The organism is Glutamicibacter sp. GQ173 (genome assembly GCF_059759215.1).
In genome coordinates, this window is sequence record NZ_JCAXDT010000008.1 from 27,210 (window position 1) to 40,604 (window position 13,395).

Here is a 13,395-nt window from a genome sequence, read left to right on the forward strand (position 1 = left end):
CGGTGATGTGCGGTGATCAGCGGGGCGCGCTGATGGATAGTTGTCGTGAACAGCGGGCCGCGAGCTGCAGGTCATGGGTGATCAGCAGCAGCGCGATTCCGGTGTCCTTCGCGGTCGTGAACAAATTCTCTGCCACTTCGCCCGCGGTGGCGGCGTCCAGGGCGCTGGTGGGTTCATCGGCGACCAGCAGCGCCGGGGCAACAACCAGCGCGCGGGCCAAGGCCGCCCGCTGTGCCTGGCCGCCGGAGAGCTCGCGTGGACGCCGGTCCAGCAGGGAGGGGTCGAATCGGGCCACGTGGGCGGCCCGCTCGACCTGCTCTTCCGCGGCGGCCTGCGGTGCCAGGCGCGAGAGCGCCAGGTGCAGGGACTTGCGGATGGAATACCGTGGCACGAAGGCCGCCGCGGCATCCTGCGGGACGCCTTGGACGAGGTGCCTGCGCTGCGCCGAGAGATTCCTGCCGGGCAGCGACCACGGCACGCCGAGCACCTTCACCTGCCCCGCGGAGGGATCGCCCAGTCCCAGGATGATGTCGGCCAGCGTGGATTTTCCGGCACCGGAGGCACCGGTGATGGCCACGGATTCCCCGGCATCCAGGGACAGGGAGAGAGGGGCCAGGACCTGCCGGGCGCTGGGACCGGTGCCGCGCATTGCGGCTACTGAAGTTGCCTCGAGCACCGGGTGGCTCATGCCGGCACCGCCTGCAGTGCGGGCGCCGGATCGTCGCGCAGCTTTCCGGAGTCCAGCTGGATGCGCCGTGTGGCCAGGGTGTCGGCAACGTCGGGATCATGGGTGACGACCACCAGCGCCTTCTGCGCGGAAACCACGGTGTCCAGCAGGCAGAGGATCTTGTCGCGTGATGCCTCATCCAGGGCGCTGGTGGGTTCATCGGCCAGGATCAGAGGGGCTGAGCTGAGCGCGGCCAGGGCCACGGCGGCACGTTGTGCCTGGCCCCCGGAGAGCTCTGCGGGGCGGCGCTGCAGCAGCTGCGGATCGTCCAGGCCGACCGCGGCCAGGGTTTCCGCGACGTCCTGGGCGCTGCGGCCGGTGGCCTTGCGCAGTTGGCGGCCCAGCGGCATCAGCGGATGCAACGCGTCTTGGCCTCGCTGCGGTATGTAGCCGATGCGTTCGCAGCCGCTGGTGCGAGTCCCGGCGTAATCCAGCTCCGCGGCCCAGCGTCCGGTGATCATCGAGAGCAGCAGGGATTTGCCGCTGCCCGAAGGGCCTGTGATCACCAGGCACTCGCCGGAGCGGATCTGCAGGCTCGGGATCTCCAGCAGCGGCCGGGATGCGCCGGGCAGGCAGAGCGTGCAGTTGTTCAATGAGAACAGTTCCGTGGCGCTGTGGGCGCGAGGCCGCTTCCCCTTGTTAATCATAATGAGAATGATTATCACTTAACCTGTGCGTGGCGTGCAAATCATGCCACCGGTGCAGGCGACGGGACCTTGCGGGGAGCAAGCATTTCACCTTTTACGAACCGGGCTGTTCCCCGTGCTGATCGCTCCCGGTCCCTGGGGCTGGAATCCGGTGCTTGTCAATCTGTATCGCCCCCGACGGGCACAGATATTCGGCCTCCAGCGCGGCCTGTTCATCACCTGGAGCTGGTTCTTCCTGCAACAGCTCTGCAAAACCGCCATTTTCCGCGCGATTCTGGAAGGAACGCGGAGCAGTTAAACCGCAATTCCCCGAGGCGATGCACATGGCGCCGTGCACCCTGATTTTCATTCTTGGCTCCTCTGGGCTCTCGTGCGGTCTCGGCCGCGTGGGGATTCCTGGATGGGCAGCTCAGCCGCGGTAGCGTTGGACCAGAGGGCAGGCATAGGGGTCTTGGGTTCTCAAGCCCACTTGGTTCAGGTACGAGACTACGTGGATGAAGGCCTGGGGCAAGGTTCTTTCGGTGTACTTGATGCCCAGCTGCTTGCACCGCTGGCGGATCAGTAGTTGCGCCTCGGGAAGCCGGGAGCGTGGGATGACGGGAAACAGATGGTGCTCGATTTGGTACTGCAATCCGCCCATAAGGAATCGAACCAGCGGGCCGTCGGTGATATTCCGGGACATGAGAACTTGCCGTCTGAGGAAATCAAGATGGATACCAGGGGGGACCGTCGGCATTCCGATGTGGTTCAGCGCGAAGGCTCCACCAAGCATCACCCCGAAAACCACGAGCTGGACCCCCAGGAACGCCAGCGCCTTTCCCGCAGGCAAGAACGTCCAGAGGAAATACGCCAGGGCGCCGTGCCGGGCAATGATCATCAGGAGTTCGACTAGCCGGTGCTTCACCTTCGGGGTGAAGAACAGCATCTTCAAGGAAGCAACGTGCAGGTTAAGCCCTTCGAAGCACAGCAGCGGAAGGAAGAACCAGCCCTGGAAACGGGAAATCTCAGCGGGCAAGCCCGTTCGGCGGACGCTGGCACCGGGAGTGAGAACCAGGACGGTCGATTGGACATCCGGGTCCGCGTCCTCCTTGTTCGGATGGGCATGATGGGTATTGTGCTTTGCCATCCACCAGCTGTAGCTCAGGCCCATCAGCAGTCCGGAGATGCACCGCGAGGTCCATTCGTTCCACGCCCGCGAAGCGAAGATCGAACGGTGCGCGGCTTCATGGGTCAGGAAGCCAAGTTGGGTGAGGACGACGCCCGCCAGTACCGCGACGATGAGCTGAAACCAGGTATCCCCAAGGGCGGCAACCGCACCCAGGATGGCCGCCAGGGCCAGTATCCATCCCAGAATGGACACGGCATAATAGGCGTACCTGCGCCGGACTAGGCCGGCATCATGCACCTCGGCACTTAGCTGACGGTAGCTTTCGTCATAGCGGTGGGATTTCATGGGGAGCCTCGATCAAGATGAGATTTCCTTGGACCTCCGATGGCGACAGCAGAGGCCTATGAGACCACCATAGGCTCAGCCGTCTGCCACGTATAGGTTTAACAGCTGATGTGTCAGTGTGGCGGGCAATTGTGAGCGATCAAGAATCGACTGTGCGGGGTAGCACCTCGGAGGCCCTCAATATCCGCATGAAAGCATCGAGGCCGGCTGGCAGTGATCGAGAGCAATGCAGGTTATCGTGAGGAAATGAGCTCTTTAAAGATTTCTCTCGGCGCCATCAACATGACCGCCGAAAACCCACAGGCGCAAGCGACCTTCTGGTCGGCAGTGACCGGCAACGAAATCTCCGGTGGAGGTGACAGCTTCTATCTTGCACCAAATGGGCCAGACGGCTTTGGAATGTTTTTCCAGCCAAGCAGCGGGCCACGTCTGCAGTCGCAGGACTCGCATATGGATCTAACTGTTCCTTGGGGATCACGGGCGCAAGAAGTTCAACGTGCCATCGATCTGGGTGCAACGTATCAGTGGGATGTTCTTGAAGAGCATGAACATGTTCAGTGGACCACCTTGGCTGACCCAGAAGGCAATCTCTTCTGCATTGCAGAGCATCCTCCGGTTCACTAGGCATTGGCCTGCTGCGACGGGAAATGACGCTATTCTCCCGTCGCGGCAGTCTGAGGCGAGCCCCAAACGCGACGCAAGAGGTCCCACGCTCCCTGATCCATTAACGAAGTGGGCGTAATGGATACGTAAGGTACGTTGCAGTCTTCGGCGAGCAGCAGTTCTTTTTCCAATGCTTCCGGGCTGATGGCACCGTCGGAGTCCCAAAGCCCAATCTCTATGCCATAGCGCGTGGAATCCTGATCCACATAGAAGCCGGCCAGCTGATCGGTAGCATAGTAGCTGGTGGAGTCGATGCCCTGGAAATTCCAGATGTTCAGTCGATCAACCATTTCCAGTAGTGCTGCGTAGTCTTGCCCGGAGTCCAGACGACCTCGCAAATCTCCGTTAATGGGGGAGCGCACATCCATAGTCAGCTCCACGTCGGTGCCGGACAACTGGGTGGCCACCTCGGCCATGATCTTGCCAACTGCATCGCTACGCCACTCGTAGATAGCGGCGGCATCCGTATCGATCAAACCGTCGGGGTGCAGAGGCCAGCTATTCATGCCGCTGAATTTTTGGAAATCAGTCAAGTCCGCATCACCGAAAGTGTAGGACGGAAACATCATTTCGGTGATGTTGATGCTATCTGGCGAATAACGCTGAACGAGTTCTGAAGCGAGCTCGGTGAGACGCTCCGTGAGTCCGGAATACTTCCACGAAGAGATACTGGTCCAATTCTTTGATGCTTCTCCTTGCGCATTGACGCCAGCGATTTCCGGGCGCTGCTCAAGCTCGCGGCCTAGGAGGGTGTCGATGTTCAGCGAGATGGTGCGTCGGGCTCCGCGATCGCTGCAGATAAATGCATCGATAGCCTCGCGCACATAGTCGCGTCCGGTGTCTTCCACCTCGCTGGATTGCATGTCTTTGTTTTCGGCCCAGGGGAAACCGATCCAGTCCAAGCGGCCCACGGAAATGGACACCCCGGTGGCGTTGACGGAGTCAAGCTGCTCGGCGATTTCTGGAATCCGCGTTGGGTCCGCACTAGTGACGTCCTCGAAACCGATATTGACCACACGAGCATTGGCGGCATCGCTTTTCATCGGGTTATTACGTTCTTTCTCTGGCCGCTGGACCGTGCTTAGGCACTCTTCTTGGGCAGCAGGTACCGGGTGATAAATTCGGGTTTCGGCCGAGGTTCGCCCATACGGCGGCACACTAACCAGGCTCAGCAGCAATACAGAGAGCAGCAACAGCCTCCGTTTACGACGCGAACCCCGGTCCGTGATCATCCGTCGCTGCCCAAAATTGCGCTGAATTCGTGGCTGGAGACTACACCGGTGCGTTGGAGCTTGTTCCATTGCGCGGGCTGCCCGCGGATTTCAAGAACAATTGCGGCCACCATGGTCATGCCCATGGCTGTTGCGTAGAGGGGCCATAGCGGGAAGGTCCACAGATTCAAAAAATCCCGCCACGCGGTATTCAAGATGATGCCAATGACAACAGAGATTACGGTGATCCCCAAGCCCGCCCAGCTGAGGATGGCAATAACTTTCCACAGCATCGAGGTTTGATCATCGTTGGTGATTGACACCTGGCCGGATGGCACCAGATAGGCCAAGGCGGCCAGAACAAAGAGTTGGGCTACCGGGACAAAAACCATGGTGAGAAAATTGAAGAGCAGGAAGGGCCCAAAAGGCCCCACCCGTGGATTGCCGTGAAGCCGCCAATGGATTTTGATGGACTGCAGCAGTCCTCGCGCCCACCGCACGCGTTGCTTCCATAACGCTCGCAGGGTGGAGGGCGACTCGGCCAGGACAATGGCACGGGGTTCAAAAGCGACCCGGTAACCGGCATCGTATATCCGCCAGGTCAGCTCCAAATCCTCGCCCACGGTATCGGTGCGGAAGCCACCGAGTTCGCGGACCAGGTCGGCACGGAAGGCGCCGATATTTCCGGAGACTACCGGTAGGCAATGCAGCAGAGACAGGGAGCGGCGCACCATGCCGGTTCCCATGTGGGAGAGCACCGAGAGCATGCGGGTCAGGACTCGGTCTAGATTGACCGGCCGGTCATCCCCGCAGACTGCACCCACCGATGCATCGCGGAACCCGGCGAGCAGCCATGGAATGGTCACGGGTGAGAAGATGCCATCGGCATCAACAAACAACAGCACATCCCCGGTGGCTTCTTTTATGCCGCGATTCAGCGCGGCTCCCTTGCCGGCATTGGGCTGGGTAATGGCTCGCACCATCGAGTGGGCTTGCGCCAATTCGTGCATGACCGCCGCAGTGTCATCGGTGGACCCGTCGTCCACGATGATGACTTCTGCCAGCTCGCCTTTGGTACGCACAATTGATTCAACGCAGGCGCGCAGCACTACGCCCTCGTTGTAGGCCGGAACGATGACCGATACTTGGTAATTTGGGGTTGTCCCGAAGTATCGGGCCGCCCGGCGAGAACGTCCGCGGGGCCGGCGCAATTCCTGCTCGGCATGCGGGAACCCTGGAGGGAGCCTTGTGAGTTTTCCGTTGCGCGTAAACAGCAATCCACGGCGAACTTCAAACCAGATGGCCAGTGGGATGTAGGCCAACTTGATGGTTCCAAAAATGATGATGAGGGCAATCGCCGCGTTAAAGACGATGACCAGTGCTGAACTCATGCATTGCCCACCTTGCCCGGGACAGGGGAACTGGCAAACTGAAGCACTGAATCCACCAACTCCGGTGCTGCCGCGCTATTGGCGCCAAAGCGCGCATTGATCTCTAGAACCACCGGCTGGCCCTCGTCGGTCAGGCGGATATCCAGATCCACCGGCCCGACCAGGTCAAGGCTGGCTACCGCGGCTCTAGCCACCTGGGCCACATGGGCTGTGGTGGCATTGAATTCGCAGCGCTGTACAGATACCGCGTTGCCTATGAGACCTTCGCGTAATTCTGTTTTCTCCACGACAACGCACATATCAACTTTTTTGGTGTCAGGATGGCGGAAGAGCATCGGAGCGAATTCGCGCCCTGGAGCGAAACGCTGGACCAGATCCAAAGACGACAGGTCTTGTGAACCATCTGTCAGCTGGGACGAAGCGAGCAGGCGCACCCCACGGCCACCGCGGGAGACTCGGGGCTTGACGATGGCATACTGGTGGGGGAGGAACCCTGTCACCGAGGGGCGGCCATAAAGGTCGCCACGAACGAAATCCGGTACGGGTACGTGGTCATCGTTGAGGACCAGCATCGTCAGGTACTTATCGTCGGCGATGCGGATTGACGTTTCTGAAGACAGCAGAACTGCAGCCCCAGCTGATTCCAGCAGTTCGCGATTCTGATCCATTGCCAGGATGGGCAGTTCTTCGCTGACTGTGGGAATGACCAGAGCAACATCCTGTTGTCTGATGATCTCCCGAAGAGCGTGAACGTAGCTCGCATCGCGCGCCGCGGGCACCTGCAGGAAGACGCCAAGATGTTCGTCCTCCACCGGGTTCATATCCACCCCGATGACTTGGTGGCCACGGTCATGGAGCTGGCGTGCCAAACTGCTTCCGGCTGGCCCTCCAACTCCGGTAATAAGAATGTTCATTAAAAGTCTCCTACCGTCTTTGAAACCAAACGCATCACTTCAAACCCTTCGGCGCTTTTCTGCTTGACTTGGCTTCCGCGGAAGTTGGCGATGGCTTTAGTGCGAGTGCCAGTCATGTAGGGCTTGGTGCGTTGATCCGAATGCAGCTTGATGGCCTCGACCTTGACATCGGTGTACTTCTCTACATCAACAAAGAATTTTGGCGAGAAGTCTTGACCTACCGAGGGGCTTTCGAAGCAGAGGATGGAGGGGAGCTTTCGCCCTGCGCGCATCACCGCGCGGTGTACTGCTTCGTGGTCCTGGTGGATGTCGGTGGCGGAGTGCGTGAGGACAACATCAGGCTTAAAAAGTGCAAGTTCCTGTTCGATTGCTGCCACCATCTCGTTGGAGCTTTCCGAGAGGCGGGTGTCACAGAAGTCCTGGACTGAGTGGGATTGCGCCCCGAGATAAGCGGCTCCGCGTTGTGCTTCGCGGATTCGTCGTGGCGCGTTGCCGCCGTTTTCTCCTTGAGACATCACCATGATGCGCACCTCATGTCCGGAATCAACGAGTTTGGCAATGGTCGCGCCGCATGCCAATTCAACATCGTCGGGGTGTGCGCCAACGGCGAGGAACCGCTTGGGGTTTTCGCTTCGTGCCGGACGTCTCTGCAAGAAGATGCTCGCCATTGAAAAAATGAAGAGCCAGATGGCGGTGATGATGGCGAATCCTGCCCAAAGTTCTGCGTTCTTGGGCACGGAGAGATAGCCGATGACTGAGACAAGCAACACGAAGTTTCCTGCCACCCAAATGATCAAGATCAGCCGGTGGTTTGCAAAATCACGTGCTAGCCAACGCCTGCCCCAACGGCTAAGAGCCGTCGAAATACCCGTGATTGAAACGAGTAGCGCGAAGACACTGATGGTCGCTTGCATATTGCTCTCCTTCTTGGACTTCCGAATGCAAATCCGTCAACGAAGGAGCGATAAATCTTGCGTCTGATGTGGAGCGCACATCAGACAGAGGTGGACGTGGCATTGGAATTGCCCCCGCGTTCCAATGCCACGTCGATACCTCAGATTTATCCGTTCTCTGCGAGTGATGGATATATCTTGTAGACAGCGTGTGGCGCGAATCGTGACGCGGGGATATGAAGAAAATTCCTTGAGTGTTCAGGATGGTTTGGCTTTTCCTCATAAAGAATCAGGTCAATCGACACTTTGAAGATTCCCGAGAATTTTCTGATTGCCGCACCCCATCTTCAGTGCAGCGTCAGGGTCGCCTGGATCACACTTTTCTCAGGTTGACGGGGATATTTTTCGCAGGGTTGGTAGGGGTCGGTGTGACCCGCGAGCAGCGAGCAGAGCTTTTCCTCACAATTTCTACTATGGAAGTAATTCCTTGAGATGATGGCTAGAACGCAGATCTGTGTCCGCGGGAAGCGGGAAAAGAAAAATAAAGTTTTTTCGAAAGCAGCGTCACGATCGTCGAATTCTGTGGTCTAAAAATATGTACGCGCGAGACTGCGCGATGTGCAACGCACAACTTCAGTGCTGGAAATGCGCGGCCAGGTAGCCACTGAAGTGGCGTGGAAGAACATGCAAGGGAGATGAAATGCGAGCAGGAAATCAAGCAGCGGGACTTAGCGACGATGTTCGTGTGGAATCGTCCTTTACTGTCGATACACGCGGCGTGACCCTGTCGGTGGCTCGAGGCAAGGGGGCTAAGGGTGGGATCTTGGCCGTGGACGTTGTGTGGGTCGCAAATTTGGGGAATGATGCAGATGGCCAGGAACGTGATGGCCAGCTGAATGCCGTAGACGTTTTGGGGGCGCTATGACCATAGATTCGGGAGAGATTTTCGCTGAACTCAGCGATGCACACTTAATCCGAGGGATTCGCGGGGGAGATAGAGAATCTCAAGCGCATCTTTATCGACGCCATAAGCAGGTTGCGCTGGCTGTCGCCTATCGTCATACCGACACTTCGTCTGAGGCAGAAGACATTGTTTCGGAAGCATTTTTGAAGGTCTTCCAAGCCATCGAACGTGGCTCTGGACCCCAAGAATTTTTCCGCGCCTATTTGTTGACCGCTGTATCGCGTTGCGCCTTCGCCAGAAATAAGGCTGCGTCGAAGCAGATTGTCGTCGATGATCTCAAAGAGTTTCATTTGCGGGACGCATATGCAGACGATGTGATGGAGAGGGCCGAATCATCATTTATCATCAACGCGTTTAAGTCCTTGCCTGAACGCTGGAGGATGGCGCTTTGGTATGTCGAGGTTGAGGGACTTGCTCCACGTGAAATCGCTCCGATTCTCGGGATATCGCCTAATGCAGTTTCGGCCTTGACCATCCGTGCGAGGGAAGGGCTACGCCAGGCTTATCTCACGGCGCATATGAAGGTGCTTTCCGGGCTTCCGCAAGAGTGCGCGGAAGCCAGAAAACACTTGCCCTCGCTGGTTCGAGGAACCATTAAGAGCAAAGACAAAAAAGCAGTCAAGCAGCATTTGAAGACTTGCGCTGAGTGCACCGAAGTCTTCTCGGAACTCACCGAGGTCGGCACCAGCCTACGCATCTTTATCTTGCCGTTGGTGGTTGGTGGCACCACTGCACTTGGCGTGCCAGCGGCAGGCGGTATCGCAGGCGCCGGAAGTGTGGGAGCAGTAGCGACAGCTGGTGCTGGCGCTACTGCTGGTGGAACCGCAAATGCCGTTGGCGTTGGCGTAACCAGCGGTGGGGTGCTGGCGTCATCCGTGGGTGTTGGCTTGTTGGCCACGACTGCTATCGCTGCTGCGGCAGGCATTTTTCCTAATGCTTTTAAGAGTGCGGACCCTAAGCCGATACCACCTGCGAGCGCAAACGAATACAATCCTGGTCCGGCATCTGAAGTGCTCGTTCCTGAAAGCACTCAATCAGCGGATAATTTTGATCGATCCACGCTGTCCCAGCCTGTGCCGACTTTGGACCCTTCGCCGTCGGAGTATCTTGCTCATACTCCTGGGTTTGTTGATCCAGTGCCCGAGCAGGAGTTTGTCCCGCCGGAGCCAAGCGTTTTCGCGCAAGTTCCAGACCTGGAACTATCGACAGAACCGTCCTCGGGGCCATCCTCGACGATTGCAGTATCCCAGACTCCAACGGTCAATGCCGTGGATCCAAGCGAGAGTTCTAATCCAGAAACAGAACCAAGCGGCGAGGTTAGCGCTGAGGTTTCAGCGACTCAGACGGTGGAGCCTTCAGCCGAGCCTGTTCCTGAAGTTTCCTCGCAGCCTGCGCCTAGTTTGACGACGAGCGAGCCGAGCGTCGGGCCGACTGTCGGACCAACGTCAGTCGAATCTGAAATTCCGACGGAAGAGCCTAGCCCTGAGCTAACAGTGGAGCCGACTGTTGAGCCAACGCCTGGGGTTAGTGAAACGCCTACTGCAGAGCCGACGCCGGAACCTACTGTTGAACCGAGCCCTGAGCCAACCGTGGAGCCGACGCCGGAACCTACTGTTGAACCGAGCCCTGAGCCAACCGTGGAGCCGACGCCGGAACCTACTGTTGAACCGACTGCAGAGCCGACTCAAACGCCAGAGCCCACTGTTGAACCAACACCGACCATTGAACCGACTCTTGCGCCAACGCCAGAGCCAAGTTCAGAACCGACGGAATCCCCGAGCATTGGGCCACAAGAATCGTTTGCCGTGGCTATGAGCAGAGACGGCCATCCGTATCTGCCGACGTACACCTTCGATATCACTCCATCAGATGATGCCCAGCATTACATTGTCAACATTGGGATGAAAAACCTGGCTTATGACGTGGTGGACGTTTCGGGGCAGTGCAGCTGGAGCATGACGGGACTTCACTCGCTCAAGCTTTCGTGTGCCGGCCCGATGCAGATGTCTGTGACGACTTTGCAAACGAACAAGTGGCGCACTATCAGTTTCGATTTCCCTGATAGTCCTGAGTCGAGCACTTCGTTCCGCATGCGCTAGCCGCAGATAAAGCTATTGCCCAGGATCTACCGGATCCTGGGCAATAGCTTTATCTGCGGCTGTGAGGCGGCACGGGATTACTTCTGTGTTTTTAGAGGCAGGTCGGTGAGCGGGAGTTCGTGACTCCTGCGCCGACCACCGCGCTGAGCCCCGGCGCCAGCGGCAATGACGACGATGATGCCAAGGGCTTGGAACCACGTTGGCGTCTGGGACAGGATCAGCAAGCCGATAAGGACACCGAACGCGGGTTCAACGGACAACAAGGTGCCAAAGGCCGTATGAGTCATCCGCTTGAGCGCGAGCATTTCCAATCCAAAGGCGATGACCGGAGTGATCAAGGCAATGCCCGCAGCAGCAGGAAGGGTCCACCACGCGAAATCGTGGCTGATGACCTGATGCAAGCCCACCGGCATAGTGGCGATCGCCGCAACGGGGATGGTCAAGGACAGTCCGCTGATGCCAGAGAAACGGTCCCCGACATGCTGTGTCAGGATGTTGTACGAACCCCAGCAAATTCCCGCTCCCAGTGCAAACAGCACGCCAACCCCGTCGATTTTCCCGTGCCACGGTTCGGTCAGCAGTACCACGCCGAGGATGGCCAAAGCCGGCCAGACCAGCGCCTTACGGTTCTTGCTCATGAGTCCGGCGACCGTTAGCGGTCCGAGGAACTCGATGGACACGGCAGTGCCTAAAGGAATGCGGTCCACGGCTTCAAGGAAGAGCGCAGTCATGTAGCCGGTCACGACACCGAGAACGATGAGTGCAGGGATATCCTTCTTGCGGATAGAGCGCAGGTTGGGACGAGCAATAATCCATAAAAAGAGAACGCCAAAGCACATGCGCAGCCAGGCTGTTCCGCCTGCGCCAACCTGTCCGATCACGAAGACCGACGTAGCGTTAGAAAGCTGAACCGCCAGCATGGCGGTGATCGCTAAAGTCCACGGCGGGACGCCGTGCAGCGAAGAGCGAGCGTTCACTGAGCGCCTACCATTCGCTTGGAAACCTGCACATCGGTACCCAAGGATTCCAGCGCGTGGCTTAGGGCTTCACCGGCGGCTTCTAGTTCTTCATTGGTCATCGGTGCCAGGGCATCCAGGATGAAGAACGCGGTTGCGGTGTTCTCGGAGAGGGCGGTGCGCTTGCCTTGGCGCCAGTTCCAGCGGCGGCAGGTCACCCCGGAGCCATCGCGCCAGATCACTTCGCCGGCGTCGGGGTTTTCGATGACCGTTTCACCGCCGGCAGTCGTATCAAAAGCTTCATCGCCGGTAGCTCGACTGAGCTGGGCTGGACCCTCGTAGAGATCAAAGTCTTCGCCGCCCAGAGGGATCTGGTGGAGCACGGAAATAGCGTTGTAGATGTCGGTGAGGGCATTCACGCGTGGCAGTCCTGCGGCAGCGCGGCGGGTGAGTGCTTCCAGACTGTTGCGGGTTCGCTGAGGCTTGGCCCCGAAAGCCCGGTACGTTTCACGCCAAGCACTGATCTGCGGTAGCTGATCTACCGGAGTTTCAGCAAGAAGCGCTGTGGCGTGCGCTTCGGCGCGGCGGATGAGATCATCGGCAATATCTGCCTTTGCCTGTGGGTTGATGCCTTCAACAACCAGCAGCAGGGCGCGGTAGTCCGGGCGGAGCTCCAGGACGGCCGGTCCGATGGAGCAGCCATAAAGGAACTCGGTGGGGGTCAGGTTATTTGGCATTGGTGTTCTCCGACTTATGGGTGTGGCCTACGCCTGGTTCGTAGACGCAGAGGCTGAAGGTGGCCGGTGTATTGTGGCTGTTTGCGTAGGAGTGGGCGACGTCGCCATCAAAGGAGATGGCATCGCCGGACTTGAGTTCATGGGCTTCACCATCAACTTCAACGGTGATGGATCCTTTGAGCAGGTAGAGCAACTCACGGGTCCCCTCGGCATGGGCTTCACTTTCGTGGCGCTCGCCGGATGCCAAGGTCCAGTCCCAGAGTTCTACGACTTCCGGGGCATCGGTGCCGGCCACCAGTGTTCCGCGTCCACCGTTCTCGCCAGTCCACAACGTGGCTCCCTCGCCAGCGCGAGTAACTTTCGAGCGTCGTGATTCAGGTGGTTCCACTAGTGCGGGCAGTCCGAGGCCAAGTGCATCGGAAAGCTTGAGCAGCATGCTGATACTGGCGTTGGCCGTACCTTGCTCAACGTTGATCAGCATGCGCCGGCTGATGCCTGCCTGTTCTGCCAGCTGATCAAGCGTCCATTCATGTTTTTTGCGTTCGCTTTTGACCCGCGCGCCGATGGTCTGGGCAAGTAATTCCGCACTAGTTTCCATGAGTGCATCATATTGCACTGAAAGTGCATTGTCTATCTTCTTGAAATGTTACAGGCCTTGGCACGTGCGTTCCGGCCCGCGTCACATGGATCATACCCATTGACCCTCTGCGGTGGATCACCTAGGGTAAACAAAAAATGCA

13 protein-coding genes are annotated in these 13,395 nt (G+C 58.4%); 2 read left to right on the top strand and 11 right to left on the bottom strand.

The genetic code is table 11. The features are described from left to right. Positions 1 to 16: 16 nt before the first annotated feature. From AC6CHO_RS13170 to AC6CHO_RS13185, 4 genes are all read right to left on the bottom strand, one after another. Entirely contained in the window at positions 17 to 688 is a 672-nt protein-coding gene (locus AC6CHO_RS13170; RefSeq protein WP_498215535.1) for an ATP-binding cassette domain-containing protein, read from the bottom strand. Further along, positions 685 to 1,374, bottom strand: coding sequence for an ATP-binding cassette domain-containing protein (locus AC6CHO_RS13175; RefSeq protein ID WP_498215537.1), 690 nt, complete (start codon positions 1,372 to 1,374; stop codon positions 685 to 687). The genes AC6CHO_RS13170 and AC6CHO_RS13175 overlap by 4 nt, the downstream gene beginning before the upstream one ends. A 94-nt stretch (positions 1,375 to 1,468) precedes the next feature. Further along, entirely contained in the window at positions 1,469 to 1,723 is a 255-nt protein-coding gene (locus tag AC6CHO_RS13180) for a ferredoxin (RefSeq protein ID WP_171918834.1), read from the bottom strand. A 60-nt stretch (positions 1,724 to 1,783) separates the two neighbouring features. Continuing rightward, complete coding sequence (locus AC6CHO_RS13185; protein WP_498215539.1) at positions 1,784 to 2,827, bottom strand: fatty acid desaturase family protein; 1,044 nt, start codon at positions 2,825 to 2,827, stop codon at positions 1,784 to 1,786. A 213-nt stretch (positions 2,828 to 3,040) separates the two neighbouring features. Here AC6CHO_RS13185 and AC6CHO_RS13190 point away from each other — a divergent pair, with 213 nt between their 5' ends. Then, a complete protein-coding gene (locus AC6CHO_RS13190; RefSeq protein ID WP_444661637.1) occupies positions 3,041 to 3,451 on the top strand; it encodes a VOC family protein in 411 nt (136 codons plus the stop codon). 29 nt (positions 3,452 to 3,480) lie between these two features. On the opposite strand, the gene AC6CHO_RS13195 is transcribed toward AC6CHO_RS13190, so the two are convergent. The 4 genes from AC6CHO_RS13195 to AC6CHO_RS13210 form a co-directional block, all read right to left on the bottom strand. Continuing rightward, positions 3,481 to 4,533, bottom strand: a complete 1,053-nt coding sequence (locus tag AC6CHO_RS13195) for a hypothetical protein (RefSeq protein ID WP_498215541.1) — start codon at positions 4,531 to 4,533, stop codon at positions 3,481 to 3,483. 185 nt (positions 4,534 to 4,718) lie between these two features. Continuing rightward, on the bottom strand, positions 4,719 to 6,092 hold the full coding sequence (locus tag AC6CHO_RS13200) for a glycosyltransferase family 2 protein (protein ID WP_498215543.1): 1,374 nt from the start codon (positions 6,090 to 6,092) through the stop codon (positions 4,719 to 4,721). Then, entirely contained in the window at positions 6,089 to 7,006 is a 918-nt protein-coding gene (locus AC6CHO_RS13205; RefSeq protein ID WP_498215545.1) for an ATP-grasp domain-containing protein, read from the bottom strand. The genes AC6CHO_RS13200 and AC6CHO_RS13205 overlap by 4 nt, the downstream gene beginning before the upstream one ends. After that, on the bottom strand, positions 7,006 to 7,776 hold the full coding sequence (locus AC6CHO_RS13210) for a PIG-L deacetylase family protein (protein WP_498215546.1): 771 nt from the start codon (positions 7,774 to 7,776) through the stop codon (positions 7,006 to 7,008). The genes AC6CHO_RS13205 and AC6CHO_RS13210 overlap by 1 nt, the downstream gene beginning before the upstream one ends. 1,044 nt (positions 7,777 to 8,820) lie before the next feature. On the opposite strand from AC6CHO_RS13210, the gene AC6CHO_RS13215 reads away from it, so the two are divergent. After that, complete coding sequence (locus tag AC6CHO_RS13215) at positions 8,821 to 10,962, top strand: sigma-70 family RNA polymerase sigma factor (RefSeq protein WP_498215548.1); 2,142 nt, start codon at positions 8,821 to 8,823, stop codon at positions 10,960 to 10,962. A 77-nt stretch (positions 10,963 to 11,039) separates the two neighbouring features. Here AC6CHO_RS13215 and AC6CHO_RS13220 read toward each other — a convergent pair whose 3' ends face one another. The 3 genes from AC6CHO_RS13220 to AC6CHO_RS13230 are packed head-to-tail and all read right to left on the bottom strand — an operon-like array spanning position 11,040 to position 13,253. Then, positions 11,040 to 11,939 (bottom strand): EamA family transporter, encoded by a 900-nt coding sequence (locus tag AC6CHO_RS13220; RefSeq protein ID WP_444661643.1) that lies wholly within the window; start codon positions 11,937 to 11,939, stop codon positions 11,040 to 11,042. Next, entirely contained in the window at positions 11,936 to 12,655 is a 720-nt protein-coding gene (locus AC6CHO_RS13225; RefSeq protein WP_444661644.1) for a B3/B4 domain-containing protein, read from the bottom strand. The genes AC6CHO_RS13220 and AC6CHO_RS13225 overlap by 4 nt, the downstream gene beginning before the upstream one ends. After that, positions 12,645 to 13,253: a helix-turn-helix domain-containing protein gene (locus AC6CHO_RS13230; RefSeq protein ID WP_498215550.1), complete on the bottom strand. Its 609-nt coding sequence runs from the start codon at positions 13,251 to 13,253 to the stop codon at positions 12,645 to 12,647. Before AC6CHO_RS13230 ends, AC6CHO_RS13225 begins: the two co-directional genes overlap by 11 nt. Positions 13,254 to 13,395 lie beyond the last annotated feature (142 nt).